This is a genomic window from Rhodococcus sp. Eu-32, assembly GCF_003336925.1.
In the GTDB taxonomy this organism is placed as follows: domain Bacteria; phylum Actinomycetota; class Actinomycetes; order Mycobacteriales; family Mycobacteriaceae; genus Rhodococcoides; species Rhodococcoides kyotonensis_B.
In genome coordinates this window covers 122387-145943 of sequence record NZ_QGNK01000014.1, presented here as the reverse complement: position 1 = coordinate 145943, position 23557 = coordinate 122387, and the positions used below count along the sequence as shown (strand labels likewise).

16 protein-coding genes and 2 tRNA genes are annotated in these 23557 nt (G+C 65.8%); 10 read left to right on the top strand and 8 right to left on the bottom strand.

Going from position 1 to position 23557, the window contains the following annotated elements:
- Positions 1-113 precede the first annotated feature (113 nt).
- The 3 genes from DK926_RS17760 to rdgB all read left to right on the top strand — a co-directional run bounded on the left by DK926_RS17760 (position 114) and on the right by rdgB (position 2330).
- On the top strand, positions 114-872 hold the full coding sequence (locus tag DK926_RS17760; RefSeq protein WP_174551340.1) for a cyclic nucleotide-degrading phosphodiesterase: 759 nt from the start codon (positions 114-116) through the stop codon (positions 870-872).
- A gap of 68 nt (positions 873-940) precedes the next feature.
- Complete coding sequence (rph, locus tag DK926_RS17755) at positions 941-1726, top strand: ribonuclease PH (protein ID WP_068421010.1); 786 nt, start codon at positions 941-943, stop codon at positions 1724-1726.
- Positions 1719-2330 carry an RdgB/HAM1 family non-canonical purine NTP pyrophosphatase gene (rdgB, locus tag DK926_RS17750; RefSeq protein WP_114331499.1) on the top strand — a complete coding sequence of 204 codons (612 nt, stop codon included), beginning with the start codon at positions 1719-1721 and terminating at the stop codon, positions 2328-2330. Before rph ends, rdgB begins: the two co-directional genes overlap by 8 nt.
- 42 nt (positions 2331-2372) lie before the next feature.
- Here the strand turns inward: rdgB and DK926_RS17745 are convergent, their stop codons facing one another.
- The 3 genes from DK926_RS17745 to DK926_RS17735 form a co-directional block, all read right to left on the bottom strand.
- Positions 2373-2723, bottom strand: a complete 351-nt coding sequence (locus DK926_RS17745) for a DUF3817 domain-containing protein (protein ID WP_068421014.1) — start codon at positions 2721-2723, stop codon at positions 2373-2375.
- On the bottom strand, positions 2720-3124 hold the full coding sequence (locus tag DK926_RS17740) for a transcriptional regulator (protein WP_165839601.1): 405 nt from the start codon (positions 3122-3124) through the stop codon (positions 2720-2722). The genes DK926_RS17745 and DK926_RS17740 overlap by 4 nt, the downstream gene beginning before the upstream one ends.
- 58 nt (positions 3125-3182) lie before the next feature.
- Positions 3183-3264: transfer RNA gene (locus tag DK926_RS17735), tRNA-Leu, on the bottom strand.
- A gap of 100 nt (positions 3265-3364) precedes the next feature.
- On the opposite strand from DK926_RS17735, the gene DK926_RS17730 reads away from it, so the two are divergent.
- Positions 3365-4126 (top strand): TetR/AcrR family transcriptional regulator, encoded by a 762-nt coding sequence (locus DK926_RS17730; RefSeq protein WP_114331498.1) that lies wholly within the window; start codon positions 3365-3367, stop codon positions 4124-4126.
- Here DK926_RS17730 and DK926_RS17725 read toward each other — a convergent pair.
- Positions 4123-4860, bottom strand: a complete 738-nt coding sequence (locus tag DK926_RS17725) for a hypothetical protein (RefSeq protein WP_125833413.1) — start codon at positions 4858-4860, stop codon at positions 4123-4125. The two genes, DK926_RS17730 and DK926_RS17725, sit on opposite strands and share 4 nt — an antisense overlap.
- Positions 4861-5288: 428 nt before the next feature.
- Here DK926_RS17725 and DK926_RS17720 point away from each other — a divergent pair, with 428 nt between their 5' ends.
- Complete coding sequence (locus DK926_RS17720) at positions 5289-14570, top strand: type I polyketide synthase (protein ID WP_114331496.1); 9282 nt, start codon at positions 5289-5291, stop codon at positions 14568-14570.
- Positions 14571-14963: a holo-ACP synthase gene (locus DK926_RS17715; RefSeq protein WP_068421023.1), complete on the top strand. Its 393-nt coding sequence runs from the start codon at positions 14571-14573 to the stop codon at positions 14961-14963.
- A gap of 202 nt (positions 14964-15165) precedes the next feature.
- Here the strand turns inward: DK926_RS17715 and DK926_RS17710 are convergent, their stop codons facing one another.
- Positions 15166-15873 carry a TetR/AcrR family transcriptional regulator gene (locus DK926_RS17710; protein ID WP_068421026.1) on the bottom strand — a complete coding sequence of 236 codons (708 nt, stop codon included), beginning with the start codon at positions 15871-15873 and terminating at the stop codon, positions 15166-15168.
- A 272-nt stretch (positions 15874-16145) separates the two neighbouring features.
- Here DK926_RS17710 and DK926_RS17705 point away from each other — a divergent pair, with 272 nt between their 5' ends.
- Both DK926_RS17705 and DK926_RS17700 read left to right on the top strand, forming a co-directional pair.
- On the top strand, positions 16146-17474 hold the full coding sequence (locus DK926_RS17705) for a hypothetical protein (protein WP_243636876.1): 1329 nt from the start codon (positions 16146-16148) through the stop codon (positions 17472-17474).
- Positions 17475-17534: 60 nt separating this feature from the next.
- Positions 17535-18881 carry a dipeptidase gene (locus DK926_RS17700; RefSeq protein ID WP_114331495.1) on the top strand — a complete coding sequence of 449 codons (1347 nt, stop codon included), beginning with the start codon at positions 17535-17537 and terminating at the stop codon, positions 18879-18881.
- Here DK926_RS17700 and bcp read toward each other — a convergent pair.
- Positions 18870-19343, bottom strand: a complete 474-nt coding sequence (gene bcp / locus DK926_RS17695) for a thioredoxin-dependent thiol peroxidase (protein ID WP_068421031.1) — start codon at positions 19341-19343, stop codon at positions 18870-18872. The genes DK926_RS17700 and bcp overlap by 12 nt on opposite strands.
- A gap of 77 nt (positions 19344-19420) precedes the next feature.
- Here bcp and DK926_RS17690 point away from each other — a divergent pair, with 77 nt between their 5' ends.
- A complete protein-coding gene (locus tag DK926_RS17690; protein WP_068421038.1) occupies positions 19421-19642 on the top strand; it encodes a DUF3618 domain-containing protein in 222 nt (73 codons plus the stop codon).
- Between the two features lie 92 nt (positions 19643-19734).
- Positions 19735-19808 (top strand) — tRNA-Lys (locus DK926_RS17685).
- A 64-nt stretch (positions 19809-19872) separates the two neighbouring features.
- Here the strand turns inward: DK926_RS17685 and DK926_RS17680 are convergent.
- Positions 19873-20880 (bottom strand): SDR family NAD(P)-dependent oxidoreductase, encoded by a 1008-nt coding sequence (locus DK926_RS17680; protein WP_125833412.1) that lies wholly within the window; start codon positions 20878-20880, stop codon positions 19873-19875.
- Between the two features lie 1045 nt (positions 20881-21925).
- Complete coding sequence (locus DK926_RS17670) at positions 21926-23542, bottom strand: tannase/feruloyl esterase family alpha/beta hydrolase (RefSeq protein WP_165839600.1); 1617 nt, start codon at positions 23540-23542, stop codon at positions 21926-21928.
- Positions 23543-23557 lie beyond the last annotated feature (15 nt).

Here is a 23557-nt window from a genome sequence, read left to right as displayed (position 1 = left end):
TCGCGGACGGACGTTCGATCGTGGTGGCCGCCCCGGAACGAAGCGTCGAATTCACGCTGTGAAAACTCGCCGATCGTTTCGGCGCCGGGCAAAGTCGTGGCAGCATGACAGACATGCGAATTACCGTCCTGGGATGTTCCGGGAGTGTGTCGGGACCAGACTCTCCGGCGTCGGGCTACCTTCTCGACGAACCGGAAACGTCACCGGTGGTTCTCGACTTCGGCCCCGGCGTTCTCGGCGCATTGCAGCGGTACGCAGATCCCGGCGACGTCAGCGTTTTCCTGTCGCATCTGCATGCAGATCATTGCCTCGACGTTCCTGGTCTTCTCGTGTGGCGTCGATACCATCCGAATCCGCCCGAGGGTCGCGCTGTCGTCTACGGCCCGAAGGACACTGCGTTCCGGCTCGGCGTCGCATCCGCCGAATGCGGCGGACAGATCGACGACATGTCGGACACTCTGGATCTTCGCCGTTGGGCCGACGGGCGCACCATTCAGCACGGCCGACTGACCGTCCACACCCGGCAGGTGTACCACCCGCCGGAGTCCTACGGAATGCGCATCACCACCGGCGAGGGAAAGATTCTTGCCTACACCGGCGACACCGGAATGTGTCAGGCGGTGCGCGACGTCGCCCAGGGCGCGGACGTGCTGCTGTCGGAGGCGTCGTGGACGCATGCCGCAGATCGTCCCGTGGGAGTGCACCTCTCGGGTACCGAGGCAGGCCAGCTCGCGCGTGAGGCAGGAGTCGGTGAGCTCCTGCTGACACACATTCCGCCGTGGACGTCGCGCGAGGACGTCATCGCGGAAGCGAAAGCGGAATTCAGCGGACCGGTGCACGCGGTCTTGCCGGGAGATGTCTTCACGGTCTGATACCGGGATAGGCAGGGAGTGGAGCCTGCGGAATGACCCAGGTTGCGGGAATCGCTAGGGTGGCAAGCGTGTCGAGACGAGAAGACGGAAGAGCGGACGACGAACTCCGCCCCATCAAGATCACCCGCGGTTTCACCAGCAACCCTGCAGGTTCGGTGCTGGTCGAATTCGGCAACACGAGAGTGATGTGCACGGCCAGTGTCGAGGAAGGTGTTCCGCGGTGGCGTAAGGGCTCGGGCCTCGGCTGGCTCACCGCCGAGTACGCGATGCTGCCCGCCGCGACTCACACGCGCAGCGGCCGCGAGTCCGTCAAGGGCAAGGTCGGTGGTCGCACCCAGGAGATCTCGCGGCTGGTGGGACGTTCCCTTCGCGCATGCATCGATCTCGCGGCCATCGGCGAGAACACGATCGCGTTGGACTGCGACGTTCTGCAGGCCGACGGTGGTACCCGCACGGCCGCGATCACCGGCGCGTTCGTCGCTCTGTCCGACGCCGTGACGTACCTGCGTGCTGCGGGCCGTCTCGCGGATCCGCAGCCGATCTCGTGTGCCATCGCCGCGGTGAGCGTCGGTGTCGTCGACGGGCGAGTGCGTCTCGACCTCCCCTACGAGGAGGATTCGCGCGCCGAGGTCGACATGAACGTCGTCGCCACGGACACGGGGACGCTCGTCGAGATCCAGGGCACCGGCGAGGGTGCGACGTTCCCGCGTTCGACGCTGGACAAGCTGCTCGACTCCGCACTCGCGGGCACCGAGAAGCTTTTCGAGGTGCAGAAGGCCGCGCTGGCCGAGCCGTACCCCGGTGTTCTGCCCGAGCCCGTCGCCGAGACGTCGAAGAAGAAATTCGGTGCCTGACGTGAAGCTGCTCGTCGCGAGCCGCAACGCGAAGAAATTACGTGAGTTGCGGCGCGTTCTCGACGCCGAGGGAATCTCCGGCATCGAACTCGTCGGATTGAACGAGGTTCCCGAGTTCCCGGAGGCGCCCGAGACCGGGGCGACATTCGAGGAGAATGCGCTCGCCAAGGCCCGCGACGGTGCTGCGGCGACCGGGATGCCCTGTGTTGCAGACGATTCCGGAATCGAAGTGGATGCGCTGAACGGGATGCCCGGGGTGCTGTCGGCGCGGTGGTCGGGAGCGCACGGCGACGACGACGCCAACACTGCTCTGCTGCTCGCTCAATTGCAGGATGTGCCCGACGAACGCAGGGGTGCGGGGTTCGTGTCCGCGTGTGCCCTGGCGGTTCCCGGGGGTAACGAGAGCGTCGTGCGAGGGGAGTGGCGAGGCGTGATCGCTCGTACTCCGCTGGGGGACAACGGTTTCGGCTACGACCCGGTATTCGTGCCCGAGGGCGACGGCCGATCCGCAGCCGAGCTCGGTCCCGAGGAGAAGGACGCCGCGTCGCACCGCGGTAGGGCGCTCCGATTGCTGGCACCCGCACTGCAGGCGCTGACGAAGTGATGTGCTGTCGCCGACGGTGAATTGCCGTCGGCGACACCAGGTTCAGACGCCGAAGTCGCGCTTGACCTGCTTGGTGCGGATGTGCTCCACGTAGAACGACAGGAACGGAATGGTGCCGGCGAGCAGCGTGCCGATGGTGCGCGGCGCCGCCCACCGAACCTTGATCGCGAGATCGATCGTCAGGATGAGGTAGACGAGGTAGACCCAGCCGTGTACGACGGCGATCCAGCTCGGAACATTCTCGACCTTGAAAATGTACTTCGCGACCATCTCGCCGGTCAGCACGAGCAGCCAGATGCCCGTGACGTAGGCCAGGACCCGGTAACGCAGCAGCGCCGACGCGATCTTCTTGGTCCTGTCGGTGGATGCGGACTTCTCCGGTGCCGTGCTCACGTAGTACTCCTGTCGTGACGTTCGGAGCGATCGAGCTCCGCGAGATAGCTGTTGTACTCGCGCAGTTGGCGAGCTTCGGGGTCGCTCGGGTCGGACTCGACGCTGGGCGTCGGGCGCTGGGGAAGCAGGTCGGCGGGTATCTCACGCACGACGTCCTCGGTGACCGCCGCGTCGACGGTGTCGTCGTCCTTGTCCTCTTCCAGCCGGACGAACTGCCGGTAGGCGTACACGACGAACGCAGCGAACAGCGGCCACTGGAAGGCGTACCCGAGGTTCTGGCCGTCACCACCGACCGATTCGAAGCGTTCCCATTGCCACCATCCGAGCGCAAGGCATCCCAACGCCGACACGACGACCAGCACGATCAGTGCAGGCCGGTGATGAGAGCGGGATTTTGCCACACCCCGACGGTACCCGAGGGGCTACTACATCGGGTAGTTCGGTGGCGAGAGCAACAAGTGCGCGAGGGGGGACTTGAACCCCCACGTCCTGAGACACTGGAACCTAAATCCAGCGCGTCTGCCAATTCCGCCACTCGCGCGAGTGCTCGGCAAGTCTACAACGCCATCTCGGCGGGATCGCACGTGCAGTTGCCGGAGGGATGGGGCGGCCGCGGTCGGCGTACGGCGTACTGTGCAGACGTGGTGAGCAAGAAGGAATCCGCGTTCGATCCCGCGCGTTCACTCGAACTGTTGTGGCGGACGAACGAGAAGCCGAGCCGGTCCGGGCTGACCGTCGATTCGATCGTTGCCGCGGCGATCGAACTCGCCGACGCCGAGGGACTCGACGCAGTCTCCATGCGTCGGCTTGCCGACGCGCTCGGTGTGGGCGCGATGTCGCTCTACACTCACGTCCACGGAAAGGCCGAGTTGACCGACCTCATGGTCGACAGCGCACTCGGCTCGCTGTATTCGACGGTCGACGAACCGAAGGCTGCAACCGAGGGGTGGCGCGAGGGTCTTCGATTCGTCGCCGAGCGCAATTGGACTCTGTATCAACGTCATTCGTGGTTACTCGACGCTCAGGGGCCACGTGCCGTTCTCGGACCGCACACGATCGAGAAGTACGAGGCCGAGCTCCGCGTCATCGACGGCGTCGGCTTGTCCGACGTCGACATGGATTCGGTGCTGGCCCTTGTTCTCACGCATGTGACGGGTACCGCCCGAGCACTCGCCCGGTTCAACCGTGTGCGTGAGGAGTCCGGCATGACCGACGCGCAGTGGTGGGAATCGACCTCGCCGGTGCTCGAACGAGTCATGGGCGACGACCGTTATCCGTTGGCGTCTCGTGTCGGAACCGCCGCGGCGACGTCCTACGACGCCGCGAGCGATCCCGTCCACGAGTACGAGTTCGGAGTCGAACGAATTCTCGACGGTGTAGCCGCGTTGATCGACCGCGCTTAGGCGCTCACCTTCTTTCGGGGTGCGGGTCTGCGCAACACCCTCCAGAGGGCGTGTTCCACGCTTGCCGCGTCGGTGTCGAGCGTTGCTGCGGCGTCGCCGATCAGCTTCAGCATGGTGCAATCGTCGACGTCGTGGCCGACGGTCGACGAGACGAAGCTCGTCAGCAGCTCGAAATCCTGTTGCCTGCGTCGACCGGTGAGAAACAGAAGGCAATCCCAGGTCTTGGTGCCGATGCCTGTGATCGAGGTGAACGCGTCGTATTGTTCGGCATATTGTTCGGCGAGTTGTTCGGCGTGCTGTTCGTCCCACGGATCCACGAGGTCGTCGGTCCGCGTCGCACCCGCTGCGATCAACGCGGCCGCCGCGCGTGCGGCTGCCTCGGCCTTCGTCATCGCGTTGCCCGCAACGCGCTGGCGGTTACCGAGAATGTTCGCGAGAGCTTCCGGATCATCGACGAACGAGGCGAGCATGCCGAGATCGTCCAGCGACCCACCCCCGCGATGCGCTCGCCACTGCGCTACGACACGACGGACCCCGCTGTTCTCGCCGCCGTACGAGGCGCGAGCCGAATAGACGGCGTCGAGCAATGCCGCTTCGATCTCCTGTGGCCACCCCGGAAACCAGAACGGCGTTGTAGCGCGCGGCGCGAGTTTCTCGACGCGTGACGCGACCGCCTCGACCACCGACCGGTAGTCGTTCCGACGCGAATCGATATGTGTTACTGGCGAATACATGAACCCCCCTGTTGGTTGCGTGGCGCGGAAGCTACAAGAGGGCACCGACAAGTTCGGTGATCGGCGACAAGGACGTTCCGGTGTGGCGAGCTTCACATAACGAAACAATAACGAAAAATCCGAGGGTTTCCTCATGTTCACCGGCGTTCGATCTGCGCTGTGCCTGCGCCGATGGTGGTTACCGGCGAGTCGGTTCAACGCACGGTAAAGGCGTCGCGCAACGCTTACTCGCGGGTAGCAGTTGGACGTCAAACGAAACGTGAGGATTTCCTCATGATTTTGTGCCAACCTGGTTTCACGCGGATGGAGCCACTCGTTGCCAGCGGGTCTCGCTCGAGAAGCATGTCGCTGTTCTGCGCGCCGGTCACGGCACCACCCGACGAAGCAACCTCGACCCCCCGAGTTGCTCACGAGAGGAATCTTCCACCTTGACGATCAACGAGAGCACGCCTTCACACGGACAGGGCGCGGGCAGATCACCCAGGAGCGGTGGAACCCCTCGTACCCTCGCCGATCGCTTCGCGGCCGGCGAACCCTATGCCCTCGCATTCGGCGGTCAGGGGTCGCCGTGGCTGAGCTCCCTCGAGGAACTCGCTCGTGACTCCGCACTCGAACCCGAGCTCACCGATCTCGTCAACGAATCCGCAGCCATCCTGGCTCCCGTCGCCGACGATCTCCTCGTCGTGCGCTCGGTCGGATTCGACCCGATCGGGTGGATGCTCGAGCAGGATCTCGCCGACGACGAAGAGAGTGTCGCCTCCTTCGGTCCCTCCGAGGCTGCGCTGACGTCCGCTGCCGTCTCGCTGCCCGGCGTCTTCCTCACGCAGGTCGCTGCGCTGCGCGCGCTGAAGCTGCAGGGTCTCGATCCCGCTGCGGCACCTCCGGTGTCCGTCATCGGCCACTCTCAGGGCCTCATCGCCGCGGAGTCGGTCGCGAGCCACGGCGGCGAGGACGCGCGTCTTCTCGCGGTTGCGCAGCTGATCGGTGCCGCAGCGAGTCTCGTCGCCCGTCGTCGCGGCATCATCGGTGCCGCCGACCGCGCACCCATGGTGTCGGTTTCGGGCGTCGAGCCGGAGCGTCTGCAGGCCATCGTCGACGAGCTGGCCGTCGACGGTGCCCCCGAGCGTTCAGCTGTTCTCGCCATCCGCAACGGACGCCGCCGCGTCGTCCTCGCCGGACCGCCCGCACAGCTCGCCCGCGTCCAGGAACGCTGCGAGCAGATCGCCGCGCAGGAAGAGCGTGAGCGTGAAGCGAAGAAGCGTGGCGGTTCCACGTTCGCGCCGGTCTTCGAACCGCTCCCGGTCGAGGTCGGATTCCACCATCCCGCTCTGGCCGACGCCGTCGACCTCGTCGCCGCCTGGGCGCAGCGCACCGGTCTCGACGTGGAGGTCGCGCGCAGCCTCGCGCAGCGCATTCTCGTCGACCCCGTCGACTGGGTCACCGAGATCGACGGAGTGATCGACGCAGGCGCCGAGTGGATTCTCGACCTCGGCCCCAGTGACATCCTCACCCGCATGACGGTGCCCGGCCTGCGTGGCCAGGGCGTCGGAATCATCGCGGCGTCCACTCGCGGCGGCCACCGCAACCTGCTCACCCCGGGCGCCGCTCCCGAGGTTCAGCCGGCATGGTCCGAGTTCGCGCCGAAGCCGGTCACGCTGCCGGACGGCCGCGTCGTCGTCGAGACCTCGTTCACGAAGCTGACCGGCCGTTCGCCGATCCTCCTCGCAGGCATGACGCCGACGACGGTCGATCCCGCGATCGTCGCAGCCGCAGCCAACGCAGGCCACTGGGCAGAACTCGCAGGTGGCGGCCAGGTCACCGAGCAGATCTTCGCCGACCACGTCGCGAAGCTCGAAGGACTGCTCGAGCCGGGCCGCGGCGTGCAGTTCAACTCGATGTTCCTCGACCCGTACCTGTGGAAGCTGCACGTCGGTGGCAAGCGTCTCGTTCCGCGTGCCCGCGCTGCCGGTGCTCCGTTCGACGGCGTCGTCGTCACCGCCGGTATCCCGGAGCTCGAAGAAGCCGTCACGATCATCGACGAGCTGACCGAGGCCGGCTTCAGCTACGTCGCGTTCAAGCCGGGTACCGTCGCGCAGATTCGTGCGGTCATTCGTATCGCGAGCGAGGTTCCGTCCTTCCCGGTCATCGCCCACATCGAGGGTGGCCGCGCGGGTGGACACCACTCGTGGGAGGACCTCGACGACCTGCTCCTGTCGACCTACGCGGAGCTCCGTTCGCGCCCCAACCTCGTCATCTGCGTCGGTGGCGGCATCGGAACGCCCGAGCGTGCGGCCGAATACCTGACGGGCCGTTGGTCGCTCGGCGCCGGATACCCGAAGATGCCGCTCGACGGCATCCTCGTCGGCACCGCGGCGATGGCCGCTCTGGAAGCTACGACGGCTCCCGAGGTCAAGCAGCTTCTCGTCGACACCCCCGGAACCCCCGACTGGGTCGGCGCGGGTACCGCGAACGGCGGAATGGCCTCCGGCCGTAGCCAGCTCGGCGCGGACATCCACGAGATCGACAATGCGGCATCGCGATGCGGTCGCCTGCTCGACGAGGTCGCCGGCGACGGTGACGCGGTCGCCAAGCGTCGCGACGAGATCATCGCAGCGCTCGACGGCACCGCGAAGCCGTATTTCGGCGACGTCGCGGAGATGACGTACGCGCAGTGGCTGGAGCGGTACCTCGATCTCGCGATCGGCGCCGACGTCCACCGTGAATTCGACTGCGGTGGTGAGTTCACCGACGCCATCGACGAGGCGACCGAGTCCGTCTGGATCGACGTCACGTGGCGCACCCGCTTCCTCGAGATGCTGCAGCGTACCGAGGCTCGCCTGCACCCGGTCGATCGTGGACCCATCCCGACGCTGTTCTCCGACGTCGACACCCTCGAGCGTCCTCGCGCTGCACTGCGCTCTCTGCTCGCGCAATTCGCCGACGCGAACGAGGTGGTTCTTCACCCCGCAGACGTCACGTTCTTCACCGCGCTGTGCCGGATGCCGGGCAAGCCCGTCAACTTCGTGCCCGTCGTCGATGGTGACGTGCGTCGTTGGTGGCGCAGCGACTCGCTGTGGCAGGCGCACGATCCGCGCTACTCCGCCGATCAGGTCTGCATCATCCCGGGCACCGTCGCCGTCGCGGGCATCACGCGCGTCGACGAGCCGGTCGGTGACCTGCTGAACCGTTTCGAGAAGGCGGCCGCCGACGAACTCGTCGCCGAGGGAGTCGAAGCACTCTCCGTCGCGAGCCGTCGTCACGCCGACATCGCACCGGGGCTGCTCGGTATCGTCCTGGCCGCACCCGACGTCAACTGGGCATCGCGTATGACGCAGAACCCCGTTGCGCGACTGGGTGATCCGGCCGAGTGGGTCGTCGACTCCGATACCGTCGCATCGCACCCGCAGACCGGGTCGACTCTGACGGTCCTGGATTCGGATCACGTCGAGCTGACGGTTCCGCTCGCACCGGGCAAGGAGGTGCGCATCCGCCTCACCGTCCCCGCGTCGACGATCGACGGCGGCGCACCCGTCGTCACGGCCGAGGACGCGCAGTCCTCGATGTCCGACCTGCTGGGAGTCGCTGCCGGACAGGAACTTCCGAAGGTCAAGAACGGCGTCGCCTTCCTCAACCTCGCGTGGATTCCCGACTTGGTCGCCGACCACGCAGGCGTGACCGGATCGGGTCTGCCCGAATCGCTTGCGGTCAGCGGCAAGGCTGTTCCCGATGTGCTCGTCGGCGCCTGCTGGCCTGCTGTGTTCGCCGTCCTCGGCGCCACGAAGACGCAGAGCGGCGTGGACGTCATCGAGGGCATGCTCGATCTCGTTCACCTCGACCACACGGTGAACCTCGTCGGCACGCTGCCCGAGGACCCGTCCATCCTCGTCGTCAAGGCCGCGGCCGGTGACGTACTGGACACCGACATGGGCCGCGTCGTCGAGGTCCGCGTCGAGATCGGTGCGGCACTGGGCGAAGGTCTGGACGCACCGGCCGTCGCAACCCTGGTGGAGCGCTTCGCTATTCGCGGACGTACCGGCAAGGGCGAGCTCGCGGATCCGGCTCGTGCCGGTGGTTCGGTCTCGGCGGAGGCCAAGGACACCCCGCGTCGCCGTCGTCGCCAGACCACGATTCTCGCGCCGCGGAACATGGCTGCGTTCGCGCAGGTCTCCGGTGACCACAACCCGATTCACACGTCCGACCCGGCAGCGCTGCTCGCCGGGCTCGGGAGCCCGATCGTGCACGGCATGTGGCTTTCGGCTGCCGCCCAGCAGGTCGTCACCGCAATCGACTACGCGGACACCAAGATTCCGCCGCGTCGCCTGACGGCATGGACCACGCGCTTCATGGGCATGGTTCGCCCGGGCGCAGAGATCGACGTGCGCGTCGACCGCACCGGATTCGACCAGGGTGCCGAGATCGTCGAGGTGTCCTGCCGCGTCGCAGGCGACCTCGTCATGGTCGCCACCGGACGGACCGCGGCACCGAAGACCGTCTACGCGTTCCCCGGCCAGGGCATCCAGCGTCAGGGCATGGGTCTCGACGCTCGTTCGCGGTCGAAGGCCGCCCGCGAGGTCTGGGAGCGTGCCGACAAGCACACCCGCAAGGCTCTCGGATTCTCGATCCTCGCTGTCGTGCGCGACAACCCGACGACGCTCAAGGCACGCGGCGTCACGCACAAGCATCCCGACGGTGTTCTGCACCTGACCCAGTTCACCCAGGTCGCCATGGCGGTCCTCGGCGTGGCACAGGTGGCCGAGCTCCGTGAAGCCGGTGTGTTCGTGGAGAACTCGATCCTCGCCGGACACTCGGTGGGCGAGTACAACGCACTTTCGGCAGTCGCCGGTGTGCTTCCGCTCGAAGCTGTTCTGGAGGTCGTGTTCCAGCGCGGCTCGGCGATGCACGCACTCGTGCCTCGCGACGCGGCAGGTCGAAGCAACTACCGCATGGCCGCGATCCGGCCGTCGCAGATCGGTCTCGCCGACGCCGACGTGCAGGCGTTCGTCGCCGGTGTCGCCGAGGAGACCGGCGAGTTCCTCGAGATCGTCAACCTGAACCTGCGCGGCTCGCAGTACGCCATCGCAGGCACGGTCGCCGGCCTCGACGTGCTCGAGGAGAAGATCGCGATCCGTCGCGCCGAGTTCGGTGGCAAGGCAGCGTTCATCCTCGTTCCCGGCATCGACGTGCCGTTCCACTCGACGGTTCTGCGCGGTGGCGTCGCGGACTTCCGCAGCCGCCTGCAGGCACTGCTGCCGGAGGACCTCGATCCCGAGATCCTGATCGGCCGCTACATCCCGAACCTGGTTCCGAAGCCGTTCTCGCTCGAGCGCGACTTCATCCAGGAGATCGCGGATCTGGTTCCGTCCGAGCCGCTCGCGGAGGTCCTCGCGGACTTCGACTCGTGGGCAGACCGCACGCACGACCTGTGCCGCGTCGTGCTGACCGAACTGCTCGCATGGCAGTTCGCCAGCCCGGTGCGGTGGATCGAGACCCAGGATCTGCTGTTCGCCGACGAGTCCGAGGGCGGACTCGGTGTCGAGCGATTCGTCGAGATCGGTCTCAGCGCAACGCCGACCGTCGCCAACCTCGCTTCGCAGACGCTGAAGTTGCCGGGACGCTTCGGATTCCCGGTCGAGGTTCTCAACGTCGAGCGTGAAGCTGCGATCGTCTACGGCACCGATACCGACCCAGCGCCGGTCGAGGAAGACGAGGTCGCACCGGTCGAAACGGCAAGTGCCGCACCGGCTGCTGCTCCTGCCGCCGCTCCGGCGCCTGCCGCGGCGCCGTCCGGTGGACCGCGTCCCGACGACATCGCCTTCAGTGCGGCGGATGCCACGAAGATCCTGATCGGTTTGTGGACCAAGCTGCAGCTCGATCAGATCGGCCCCGCCGACACCATCGAAGCTCTATGCGACGGTGTCTCCTCGCGACGTAACCAGCTGCTCGTCGACCTCGGATCCGAGCTCTCGCTCGGTGCGATCGACGGTGCCGCCGACGCCGACATGGGCGCACTCTCGGGCACGGTCAACAAGTTGGCTCGTACCTACAAGCCGTTCGGCCCCGTGCTGAGCGACTCGATCAACGACCACCTGCGCAAGGTGTTCGGGCCGTCGGGACGTCGTCCGGCCTCGATCGCGGACCGCGTCAAGAAGACCTGGGAACTCGGCGACGGCTGGGCGTCGCACGTCACTGCCGAGGTTGCCCTCGGCACCCGTGACGGTGCGTCGGTGCGAGGCGGAGCGCTCGGTGGTCTCGCCGACGGACCTCTCGCCGACGGCAACGCGGTCGACGCGGTCATCGACTCGGCAGTCGCCGCGGTCGCCGCACGACGCGGTGTCGCAGTGTCGCTTCCGGCGGCAGGCGGCGGAGGCGGCGGAACCGTCGACGCGGCTGCTCTCGGTGAGTTCACCGAGCACATCACCGGTCGCGACGGCGTGTTGGCCTCGGCCGCACGCTTGGTGCTCGAGCAGCTCGGCCTGTCGGAGGCGCCCAACGCCGTCGTAGCCGAGAATGCCGACGCGGAACTCGTCGATCTCGTTGCAGCAGAGCTGGGTTCGGACTGGCCGCGACTCGTCGCACCGGCGTTCGACTCTCGCCGTGCAGTCCTGATCGACGACCGCTGGGCCACCGCCCGCGAGGACCTCGCGCGTCTGTGGCTCGGTACCGCAGGTGACCTGGCAGTCGAGAGCTTCGCCGGCGCAGGCAAAGCCGTTGCAGCGCAAGCGCAATGGTGGAAGGCCAAGGCGGACGGCGACGGCAAGGCCGTTCTCTCCGAGGTGTACGGCCGCATCGCCGATATCGCAGTGGTTGCCGACGAGAAGGGCCAGTGGTCCGACGAGGTCGCCGTGATCACCGGTGGAAGCAAGGGATCCATCGCAGCGTCGGTCGCAGCCAAGTTGCTGGCCGGGGGAGCGACGGTCTTCGTCACGACATCGCGTCTCGACGACGAGCGACTCGGCTTCTACCGCAGCCTCTACCGGGCGAATGCTCGCGCCGGAGCGTCGCTGTGGGTCGTGCCCGCGAACATCGCGTCGTACACCGATGTCGATGCGCTCATCGAGTGGATCGGTAGTGACCAGGTCGACAGTGCCGGTGGCGCAAAGACTCTCGTCAAGGCAGGTATCACCCCGACGATGCTGTTCCCGTTCGCCGCGCCTCGCGTCGTCGGTGAACTGACCGATGCCGGTGGCCGCGCCGAGATGGAGATGCGAGTGCTTCTCTGGTCGGTCGAGCGCCTGATCGGTGGACTGTCGAAGATCGGCTACGACAGCGACATCGACACGCACCTGCACGTCGTGCTGCCCGGTTCGCCGAACCGCGGCATGTTCGGTGGAGACGGTGCGTACGGCGAGTCCAAGGCTGCCCTCGACGCCATCGCTGCGAAGTGGGGATCCGAGAAGAACTGGGCCGAGCGTGTTTCCATCGCTCACGCCCACATCGGATGGGTTCGTGGAACGGGCCTCATGGGCGGCAACGACCCCATCGTCGAGGCCGTCGAAGCCGAAGGTGTTCGCACCTGGTCGACGGACGAGATGGCAACCGAGCTGCTGAAGCTGTGCGAGGCACCGGCTCGTCGTCAGGCTGCCCAGGCTCCGGTCGTCGCCGACCTGACCGGCGGATTGGCGAACACGAAGCTGAACCTCGTCGAGCTGGCTCGCGAAGCTGCTGCCGCTGCGGCGGACAAGACGGAGGAGGTACCGGGCAGTTCGGTGATCGCCGCACTGCCCGCACCGCCGCGTCTCGCTGCGACGACGGCTCCCGCATGGCCTGCGCTCGACGTCGACCCGAAGGATCTGGTCGTCATCGTCGGCGCCGGTGAGCTCGGACCGTACGGTTCGGCGCGTACCCGCTTCGAGATGGAGGTCGACGAACAGCTCTCTGCTGCAGGCGTTCTCGAGCTCGCATGGAACACCGGTCTTATCGCGTGGGAGAACGATCCCAAGCCCGGCTGGTACGACATCGAGTCCGGCGACCTCGTCCCCGAAGAGGAGATCGCCGATCGCTACCACGACATCGTGGTCGAGCGGTGTGGCATCCGCACCTACGGCGACGACGGCGCCATGGTCGGCAACACCGCACCGCTGATGACCTCGATCTTCCTCGACAACGACCTGACGTTCGTGGTCGGAAGCGAGATCGACGCGCGGTCCTTCGCGGCAGCCGATCCCGAGCACACGCTGATCACGCCGGTCCCGGATTCCGGCGACTGGCAGGTGACGCGCAAGGCGGGCACCGAGATTCGCGTTCCGCGCAAGATGAAGCTCACCCGCACCGTGGGTGGACAGATTCCGACCGGATTCGATCCCACCAAGTGGGGCATCTCGGCCGACATGGCGAGCTCGATCGACCGCGTCGCGCTGTGGAACATCGTCTGCACGGTCGACGCGTTCATCTCCTCGGGCTTCAACCCGTCGGAGCTGATGCGGTGGACGCACCCGACGCTGGTTGCCAACACACAGGGCACCGGCATGGGCGGCATGGAGTCGATGCGCTCGCTGTACATCGACACCCTGCTCGGCGATGCTCGTGCGAACGACATCCTGCAGGAAGCACTGCCGAACGTCGTTGCCGCGCACGTGGTTCAGTCCTACGTCGGTAGCTACGGCGCGATGGTTCACCCCGTCGCCGCGTGCGCTACCGCGGCCGTCTCGGTCGAGGAAGGCGTCGACAAGATCAAGCTGGGCAAGGCGCAGCTGGTCGTGGCAGGCGGTTTCGACGACCTGAGCACCGAAGGCATCATCGGCTTCGGCGACATGTCCGCCACTGCGGACTCGGCTGCCATGTCCGCCAAGGGAATCAGCGATCGCCGCTTCTCGCGGGCCAACGACCGCAGGCGTGGCGGATTCGTCGAGTCGCAGGGTGGTGGCACCATCCTGCTGGCACGTGGTGACCTCGCGCTCGAGATGGGCCTGCCGGTCCTCGGTGTGGTCGCGTACGCACAGTCCTTCGGCGACGGTGTGCACACCTCCATCCCGGCTCCCGGGCTCGGTGCGCTCAGTGCCGGTATCGGCGGCAGGGACAGCGCTTTCGCATTGTCTCTGAATGCTCTGGGCGTCAACGCCGACGAGGTCGCCGTGATCTCCAAGCACGACACCTCGACGGCCGCCAACGACCCGAACGAAGCCGAACTGCACACCCGTCTCGCGAAGGCGATCGGCCGTAGTGACGGTGCACCGCTGTTCGTCGTCTCGCAGAAGAGCCTGACCGGACACTCGAAGGGTGGAGCCGCAGCCTTCCAGCTGATCGGCCTCTGCCAGGTGCTCGCTAACGGTGTCATCCCGCCGAACCGCAGCCTCGACTGCGTCGACGACAAGATGACCGAGTTCGAACACCTCGTGTGGGCGCGCGAACCGCTGAAGTTCGGCGATTCGGTGCCGCTGAAGGCGGGTCTGCTCACCTCGCTCGGCTTCGGTCACGTCTCCGGACTGATCGCCGTGGTCCACCCGCAGGCGTTCCTCGAATCGGTTCCCGCCGATCGGCGTGATGCCTATGTGGCCAAGGCCAACGAGCGACGCGTCGCCGGTCAGCGCAGGCTGATCTCGGCGATGGTCGGCGGCGACGCCCTCTACGAGCGTCCCGACGACCGCAGGCTCGGACACGACGGGACGCCCGCCACGGCGTCGCGCCAGCTCGAAGCGGACGTACTGCTGACCGAGGCCGCACGCCTCGGCGACGACGACGTCTACCGTTCCGGCCTGCCGGGGTGCAAGTAGATGGCGATCCTGGGGGTCGGCTTCGACCTGGTGACGGTGTCCGACTTCGCCGAGCAGATGGAAAAAGTCGGAACGACGATGATCCGCGACAGCTTCACCGCGGGTGAGCGTCGACATGCGGCGACGAAGTCCTCCGATCCGGCCCGCCACTATGCAGCACGGTGGGCCGCGAAGGAGGCGGTCCTCAAGGCCTGGGCGACGTCCAGGTTCGCGAGGCCGCCTCAGATCGGCGACAACCCGTACCCGCTGATCGAGGTCGTCAACGACGCATGGGGTCGCCCGTCGATCAAGCTGCACGGCATGGCACTCGAATTCCTGCCGACGGTGAAGATCCACCTGTCGCTGACGCACGACGGCGACATCGCCGCAGCCGTCGCGATTCTGGAGGAGTGACGCAGTAGCGCAGAACGCCGGTCCACCCGAGGGTGGGCCGGCGTTCTGCGTTTTACCCCTTGCCGCCGGACCGAGGGCGTCCTCCGGTCACTCTGAGTGAGCGAGGGCGTCCTTCGGTCACCTGGGGCCGTACGACGGATCCGGACCGTAGGTGACATCCGGTCACTCTGAGTGAGCGAGGGCGTCCTTCGGTCACCTGGGGTCAGTTCGTGGTGGGCAGACCCGACCGCCGGGACTCCTTTTCGGCGACGAGCAGGTATGCCGCCATGATGCGCTTGAGTTCGGCGACGGCGTCCTCGTGGCTCTGCCCGTCCTGGACGGAGAAGTTGAGCATCGAGTAGACGACGTGCACGAGCACCTGCGCCATGAGGTTGCGTCGCGCACGAGGTGTGCGCGGCGTCAGAGGGCCGAGCATCTTCGCGACCTGGTCGGCGAACTCGCGTTCGTGGATGACGCCGGTCGCACGCGTCGACGGCGTGGACTGCATCGCGAGCCAGACTTCGCGGCGTGATGGGTCGGACATCCAAAGTCCGGCCATGTGGTCGACGAACTTGTTGAGGAACCGCAACCAGTCGAGTGACGGAACCTCGCCGTTGAATTCGGCGAGCTCCTGTTGCACGCCGACGAGGTCCTGCCGGTTCAGTTCGCAGACGATGACGTACTTGTTCGCGAAGAACTGGTAGAGGGTCCCGATGGGTAGCTCGGCGCGGGCCGCGACCTCTTCGCACGTGAACGACTCGAAGCCGACGTCGCTGAGCAGCTCCCGAGATGCGGTGAGCAGGGCGTCGAACTTGCGCTTGCTGCGTTCTTGGGTGGGACGCCGACGCGGCATGAGCTCCTGAGTCTCGGCCGTCGATTCGAGCGCAGCGTCGAGACGTCTCGCAGACTGGGCGCTAGCAGAGGAATCCACCTGCTCAGGCTAGCGGCCCAGGGCGCTTTCGTTCCACAACGCGCGAAAGTCGATCTTCGACAGAACAGGCAGTCGGTAGCGGGGCCGGCCGTCGACCTGCGGCGCCGGAGTCAGAGCTGGTGACAAGTCATAGGTTGTTTTCTGGTCAAAGAAACGGTCTTTCGGTATGGTTCACAACACCAGGTTACGTATTCGTGCAGGGTGGGCGTCGTCGATCGCGCGTCGGAGACGTTCATGTCGGGAGCCTCACCCCTCAGGCACAGGAGAAGCGCGTGGCAACCATTGGACTGTCCTTGGAGTCCGGCTCGATGTATGCCGTCCTGTTCGACCCACGGGCGGATGCCGTCGTCGCCAACAGAATGACGCCGCTCGACGGTGGCGTCGCCGGAACTGTGCCTGCCGCACTCGACGGCATGCACGCCGCCGCCAGGCGACGAAAGCTGACCGTCGATGCGGTCGGCGTCGTGTACTCCTCCGACGCGGAACGCACCGCACTGCAGAAAGTCCTCGACGACTGCACGACGCTCGACGTGTCGATGGTTTCCGCGTCGTCGTCCTTCCTCGGCTGGCTGGGCCGTTCGTCGGATTTTGCCGACGCGCACCGCGTCCTCCTCTATTACGTGGGTGACGCGGGGGTGTCGATCTCGTTGGCGGACATTGCCGGTGCGACGCTCACGCCCGCCAAGACGGCCACCCTGGCATCGATCGAACCCGAGAAGATCGGCAGCACGGTTCCGTTGGCGTGGGAGGTGCTAGACGAGGCCGGCGTCGAGGCCGACTCGGTCGCGTTGTTCGGAGATCGGTCCGAAAGTCGCGATCTCGTCGACATTCTGTCGCTGGGCCTCGAGTTGCCTGTCATCCGAGTGTCCGATCCGGACCAGGTGGCCGCGCGGGGTGCCGCGTTGCTTGCGGCCGCGTCGAAGCCGGTGAAGCCGGTCGATCTCCGCAAAGGTGTGCCGACTCCGGCCGCCGTCGAGGCCGAGCCCGAGACGAAAACAAGGGCGGAAGCCGAGGCCGAGCCTGCCGCATCGCAGGCTGCAACAACCATTTCTTCCACCGCGAGACGAACTCCACCATCGCGCAAGAAGATCGTTCTCGCCGCCGCGCTTCTGGCCGCGGTGTTCTCGGGAGGCGTCGCGCTCGCGTCGACACTTCCCGGTGAGCCCGAACAGGCCGCTGCGCCGACGACGGCCCCGTCCCACGATGCAACCGAGATCGATACCAGTCTTGCGGGGGCCACGTCGTCGGTCGTGATCGCGGCGCCGCCGGAGACGACGACTCCCGCTCCCGCTCCCGCCGCGCCGGAGACGGTCGACGAGCAACCGGTGTACGTCGAACCGGTACCCGTCACGTGGGAATCCGTCGACCCGACCGTTCCGGTTCCGCGGACCGGGACGGTCGAGACCATCACTCCTATTCCGGCGCAAGCCATTCCGCCGAATGCAGCAGCAGTTCCCACCACGGTCGATCCGCCTCAGTTCACCATCCCGCCGGTCATTCCCGAGCCGGGCAAGTCTCAGGAGCAGCTGGAGCAGGAAGCATGGGATCGTCACTGGCAGCACACCGCAGAGTGGTTGGAGCAGGAGATCGTCGGTAACTGAAGCGGTGCCCGGTGACAGAATGGGCGAGAATGCGTCGCCGATTGCTCGTCAGGAGAACCGATGTCGGATGTTCGATCGATTGTTGCTGCCGACATGCCGCGAGCGCGGCGTGAACTCGCAGAATTGGTGGCCTTCCGGTCGGTGCACGACGAACGTCAGTTCCCGCGCGAGGAGTGCGTCGCGGCGGCCGAATGGGTTCGGGCGGCGTTCCTCGATGCAGGCATCGACTCCGTCGACCTGATCGAGACCACCGACGGTTCGCTCGCTGTCGTGGGCCGTACGCCTGCACCCGTAGGCGCGCCGACGGTTCTGCTGTACTCGCACTACGACGTCCAACCGCCCGGTGAGCACGCACTGTGGGACAGCGAGCCCTTCGAACTGACCGAACGCGACGGCCGCTGGTACGGCCGCGGCGCTGCGGATTGCAAGGGCAATCTGATCATGCATCTGCTCGCGTTACGGGCGCTCGGCGGCAACCCGGGAGTCGGCATCACCGTCGTGGCCGAGGGGTCGGAGGAGGTGGGGACCGGGGGACTGGAGGCACTCGTCGAACAGCGCCCCGAGTTGTTCGACGCCGACGTCATCGTGATCGCCGACACCGGCAACGCAGCCGTCGGCCAACCCACCGTGACGACGACTCTGCGCGGCATCGCCAACGTCGTCGTTCGCGTCGACACGCTGGAAGGCGAGGTGCATTCAGGAATGTACGGAGGGCCGGCGCCGGACGCACTGGCGGCTCTCGTGCAGCTGTTGGCGACGTTGCGAAACGAGAACGGCGACACCGTCGTCGACGGCCTGGAATCGACGCAAACGTGGGACGGCATCGATTATCCTGCGGATCGATTCCGTTCGGATGCAGGCGTTCTGACGGGTGTCGCTCTGGCCGGATCGTCGTCGGTTGCCGACGCGGTCTGGGCTCGCCCGGCGTTGACGATTCTAGGTATCGATTGCCCACCGGTCGTCGGTTCGGCAGCAGCGATATCGCCGACGGCGTCTGCCCGTCTGAATCTGCGTGTGCCGCCCGGAATCGACGCGCAGGAGGCGCAGGACGCGCTGGTGGCTCATCTGGAATCTCACGTGCCGTGGGGCGCGCGTATCACGATCGAGCGCGAGGCCATCGGGTCGCCGTTTCGTGCCCGAACCAACGGTCCGGGCTACGCCGCGTTGTCGGACGCGTTGAGCGAGGCATTCGGCGCGCCCGTCGTGACCGCGGGTCAGGGCGGCTCGATCCCGTTGTGCAACGCACTCGCCGAGGCGTTTCCGGTAGCCGAGATCGTGTTGATGGGCGTCGAGGAGCCTCAGTGCCGCATCCACGCCCCGAACGAGAGCGTCGACCCCAGCGAGATCGAGAATCTCGCCGTGGCCGAGGCTCTGTTCCTGCGGACGCTGGCTGCGTCAGACCGATAGGTCGCGACGTAGCTTGGCGACGTGGCCGGTGGCGCGAACGTTGTACTGGGCCACCTCGATCTTGCCCTCCTCGTCGACGAGGAATGTGGATCGGATGACGCCCTCGTACACCTTGCCGTAATTCTTCTTCTCGCCGAACGCGCCCCACGCCTTCAGCGTCGTCTTCTCGACGTCGGACAACAGCGGGAAGTTCAAGCCCTCGTTGTCGCGGAACTTCGCGAGCTTTGCTTCCTTGTCCGGAGAGATGCCGACCACCTCGAGGCCTTCGCCGTTCAACTCGGCCAGGCTGTCACGGAAGTCGCAAGCCTGCTTCGTGCAGCCGGGTGTGCTGGCGGCTGGGTAGAAGTACACGATCACCTTCTTGCCCGCGTAGTCCGACAGCGAGACGGTGTTGCCGTCTGCGTCGGGCAATGAGAACGCCGGGGCGGTGTCGCCGGGCTCGAGCTTCTTGTTGTCGGTCACGTGACGAGAGTATCGAAATAGGCCCGTGCTCTAGGCTCGACTCCGACAGACATGGTTTGCGACACGTTGGAGGACAAGTGGCCAGGGACACCGACAAGATCGAGCGCGAGATCGAGGCCGCTCGTAATCAGCTCGCCAGCACCCTCGACGAGCTGAGCGTTCGTGCCAGCCCGAAGCGGATCGTGGAGAGCACGAAGCAGTCGCTGGTCTCGAAGCTGAACGAGCCTCCGGTCAAGTACACCCTCGTGGGCGTCGGCGCGGTGGTGGCCGTTCTGGTCGTCCGGAAGATCTTCAGCTGACGCGACAGCCGGTCTGACCAGGCGATTTCACATCTGGCGGTTTGTGCTGTTAATGTTTCTTCCGCACCGCAGAGAACACGTGGTGCGGATCGGCGCCATTAGCTCAGTTGGTTAGAGCAGCTGACTCTTAATCAGCGGGTCCGGGGTTCGAGTCCCTGATGGCGCACACCAAGTGCCCCTGAACAGCCTTTACGCTGTTCAGGGGCACTTTTTGTTGTGCGGAGTCAGGTCTACCCGTCACATCGAGGCTTCGACTGCCCAGGCTCGGCCCGCTGATCGACGGTGAGGTTCGAGCCACGCTGATCGGGCGCGGCAGTGCCCGCCTGTTTCACGGCGGGTTGGGAATGGAAGACGTTGCCGACCGAGTTGTCCTTCGGGTGTCGCGCGATGCCCAATCGCCACAGCAACGGCGCGGCGAGGATGTCGAATACGGCTGGCAGGACTGTGAACGCTGCTGTGGCGCTCTTGTTGACGAGACCGAAAAGGGCGTCGGCGTCGCGTTCGCGACGAGGGTTGCGTACTACCTTCGAGACCGCGGCGGCGACGACGTCGGGGGAGGCGACGGGCGGGGGCGGCGATCCTGCGCGGCCGATGTAAGTCGCGGCCCGCTCGTAGATGGGGGTGCGGACGGCGCCCGGTGCGACGGAGCTGACGGAAACACCGGGATAGCGTCGCGCCTCTTGCCGCAAGACGCGAGTCAGGCCTCGAAGCCCCCATTTCGACGTGACGTAGGAGCTCATCCACGGTGTCGCGATGCGGCCCAACAGCGACCCGATGATGATCAGGTGACCCGACCGTTGACGTCGGAACACGGTCAACGTCGAACGTGCCACGTTCGCGGCGCCGAGAAGGTCGACGCCGACGGTCGCGTCGAAGACGTCGGCGGGGGTATCGAGGAAGGCGCCGTACGACATCACAGCCGCTGAGTGCACGCAGATGTCGAGACCGTCGTACCGGTCGATCATCTCGTGAACGACGTGATCCACCTCGTCTCGGTGGGATACGTCGACGGGCTGGACCGACACTTCTTCGGCACCGAGGTCGGTGCATTCGGCGGCAACGGCGTGCAGGTCGACGCGGCCGCGTGCGCACAGGACCAGCCGGGCGCCGTCGCGGGCGAATCGGTGAGCTGTTGCACGTCCGATACCGCTCGACGCGCCGGTGATCATCACGACCGGTGAGGACGAGCGGATGCGGTCTGTGGAGGGGGCAGTGCGGTGGTTGTCAGAGTCTGGCATGAGGATCTGCACCTCGAAATCAGGGAACGACGAAAGGTAGACGAGCAGCCGACGGCTTTCGTGTGGGGCGCGGTACCAACTGTTTGGTGGTGCGGAGCTGATTCCACGGTACTCCGTTCCGAATCCGACACCAGGGTGTCGGAAATGTGGCCGGTGTCCAGGGACACGTTGCAGGCCAGGAATCTGTTGCGTCGATAGCGAGGCGAACTGCGTGCTCTTCACGCGTCGACAGTGGACGTGATCGGTGGTGCTCGGTTATGGTTCGAAAGTCGGTTGAATGAACAGCCGCTGACCACCACCTCAGCAGAGCTTGCTCGGCGACATCAATTCTGGCGGGATCTCATCTCGACGTGACCGTTCGGCGAGTCGGTTCGTGAAGTCTGGAGTAGCAATGGGCAACGACCTGTTGACCCCGGTTCAGAGCTCGCCCGTGGACGGGCATGTCGCTCCGCCGCCGGGAACGTGCAAACAATGGCCGATATCACTGCGGCACAAACCATTTCGGGTGACTGTGTCCTCGTCGTTCGGCTATGAGGTGGTATACGTCCTGGGTGACGTCGATGCCGGGACCGTCGACGAGTTCAGTCGTGCTCTCGACCGAGCGTCGGGGTCGAGCCGGCCATTTCTGCTCGACATTACTTCTGTCGAATTCATGTGTGCCGCAGGCTATGCCGCGATAACAGCCTCGTGCGGTGCCAACTCACGCTGGGCGACGCGGTGTGTCGTTCTGGGCCATCGCGGGCACCTCCGCCACATGACACTGTTCGGACTCGGCGATCGAACCGCGATTACCACCTGCCGTCATGTGGCCATGGGAATGCTCGACGCGGGTTGAACCGGATCCGGTCGCACTTGCACTGATGTCGTGATGGCGTGGACAGATTCGCTCTACCGTCCAGTTGTGAGTCCAGCTGGGGCGAGTACCGATGGCCAAACGAAAAGACCCCGCCCTCAACGAAAGTCGCAGGCGGGGTGTTCTCGTTTCGATTTCTAGCTCGCAGTGACGACTAGGCGCTGCGGCGTGGCTGCCGCAGTAGCTAACCGGCTAGGGCGTGGTGGCGCATTCGAAGCCGCCGGCTTCGTTGGCCGGTCCAGTACCCGTGTATCTCGGCCAGCCGGGATATTCGCACAACGGGCGCGATCGATCGCCGTTCTCGCGTGCGATTTGTTCCGTCGGCGCGACGCCATCCGCCACCCACGTCTGCAATGCGCCGAGAGAATCCCACACCAGATCGAATTCACCGTTGCCGTGACCGTACCCGGGAACCGTGTAGTACTTGACGCTCTGATCCAAGTCGCTTCTGCCGTACTTCGACACCAGATTTTCATAGTAGTTGGACGTCGCCTGCTGGGGCACGAGCATGTCGGTGTCACCTTGCACCAGGATCAACTTGCCTCCCTTGTCGACGAAGCTGTCGAGGTCGGTGCTGGTGGCGTCGAATTGCTGCGAGAACGCTTCGACTCGGTCCCTGTACTTCATGTAATCGAACTCCACGGGATTCTCCGTCGAGTCCTGAGCAATGAAGTACTTCTGCACACCTTCGACGAACCGGTCGTAGTTCGACGTGTCCTCGTCCGTCATCCATATCGACAAGTCGGCCCCGGCCAGCACGGGATACGGTCCGACGGTGTCGACACCGTTGGCAAGCGGATACGGCAGACGCTGCGGCTCACTCGCAAAAGTGATTTCGTCCGCCTGAGCAGGTGTGAGGCAAGGCGTCGACGTCGAGTCACACAGCAGAGTCGAGACATCGAAGGACTCGGAGCATCCTCGTACATCCGAGACGATGCCGTCTTCGACACCGTCGAGGTCGTCGCATGCGCCGATCACGGCGTCCGTGACGAACTGCCTGTGCTCGGAATCCAGGTAATTGCCGGGAACGTCGTAGGCAACGTCCACCATGCCCGACCAACCAGCGACGAATGCCTGGTTCTGGGCGGCGGGGTAGTACGCGATGACGCCGTCGTAGTCGTCGGGGTAGCGCTGTGCGGCAACGAGGCTTTCGTGACCCCCTTTCGATCCGCCGACATGAAACTGCAGGTCGGGCGTCGACCCGTAGAACTGCTCGACCACGGCGATGGCGGCGTCACGGGTTCTCTTGACGGATTCGCCTGCATAGTTGGCCAGCGCGGTCGGGTTGAGCGCGAAACTACCGGGTGCGTTCTCGCCGACGTCCGTTCCACCGTCGCTGCCGAAAGTCACGTAACCTTGGTCGATCGGCGGGAGGGGAACATCCGTGGACGAACTTGCGTCCGAAGCGTCCGGGTCGGCGTCGCCCGTGCCGGGGACGTTGTCGAGTCCGGTCACGACGGTGCCGTTGTAGCCTCCGCCGCCCATCTGAACGGTTGTACCGTTCCACTCGAACGGAAGATTCACCTGGAATCGAATCGGGGGTGCTGCTGGATCGACGGCGTCGATCGCGCCGGTAACCTGGCAGTAATCTCGTTCCGCCACAGGGGATTGCGCGATTGCCGCCTCCGTCAAGCGTGCGCCCGACGTCGGCAACGCGATGCGCGATGCATCGAGTTCGAAACCGGACAACGCAGTGCAGGAAGCGACGGCGTCACTGACAACGCGTTGCGTTGTCGGCGTGGTGGCGCCGGAACTTTCGTTGCTGCCGTTGGCGCATGCGGAGGTCAGCGCAACCACAGCAGCTGTCACGACGGTCATCGTGTG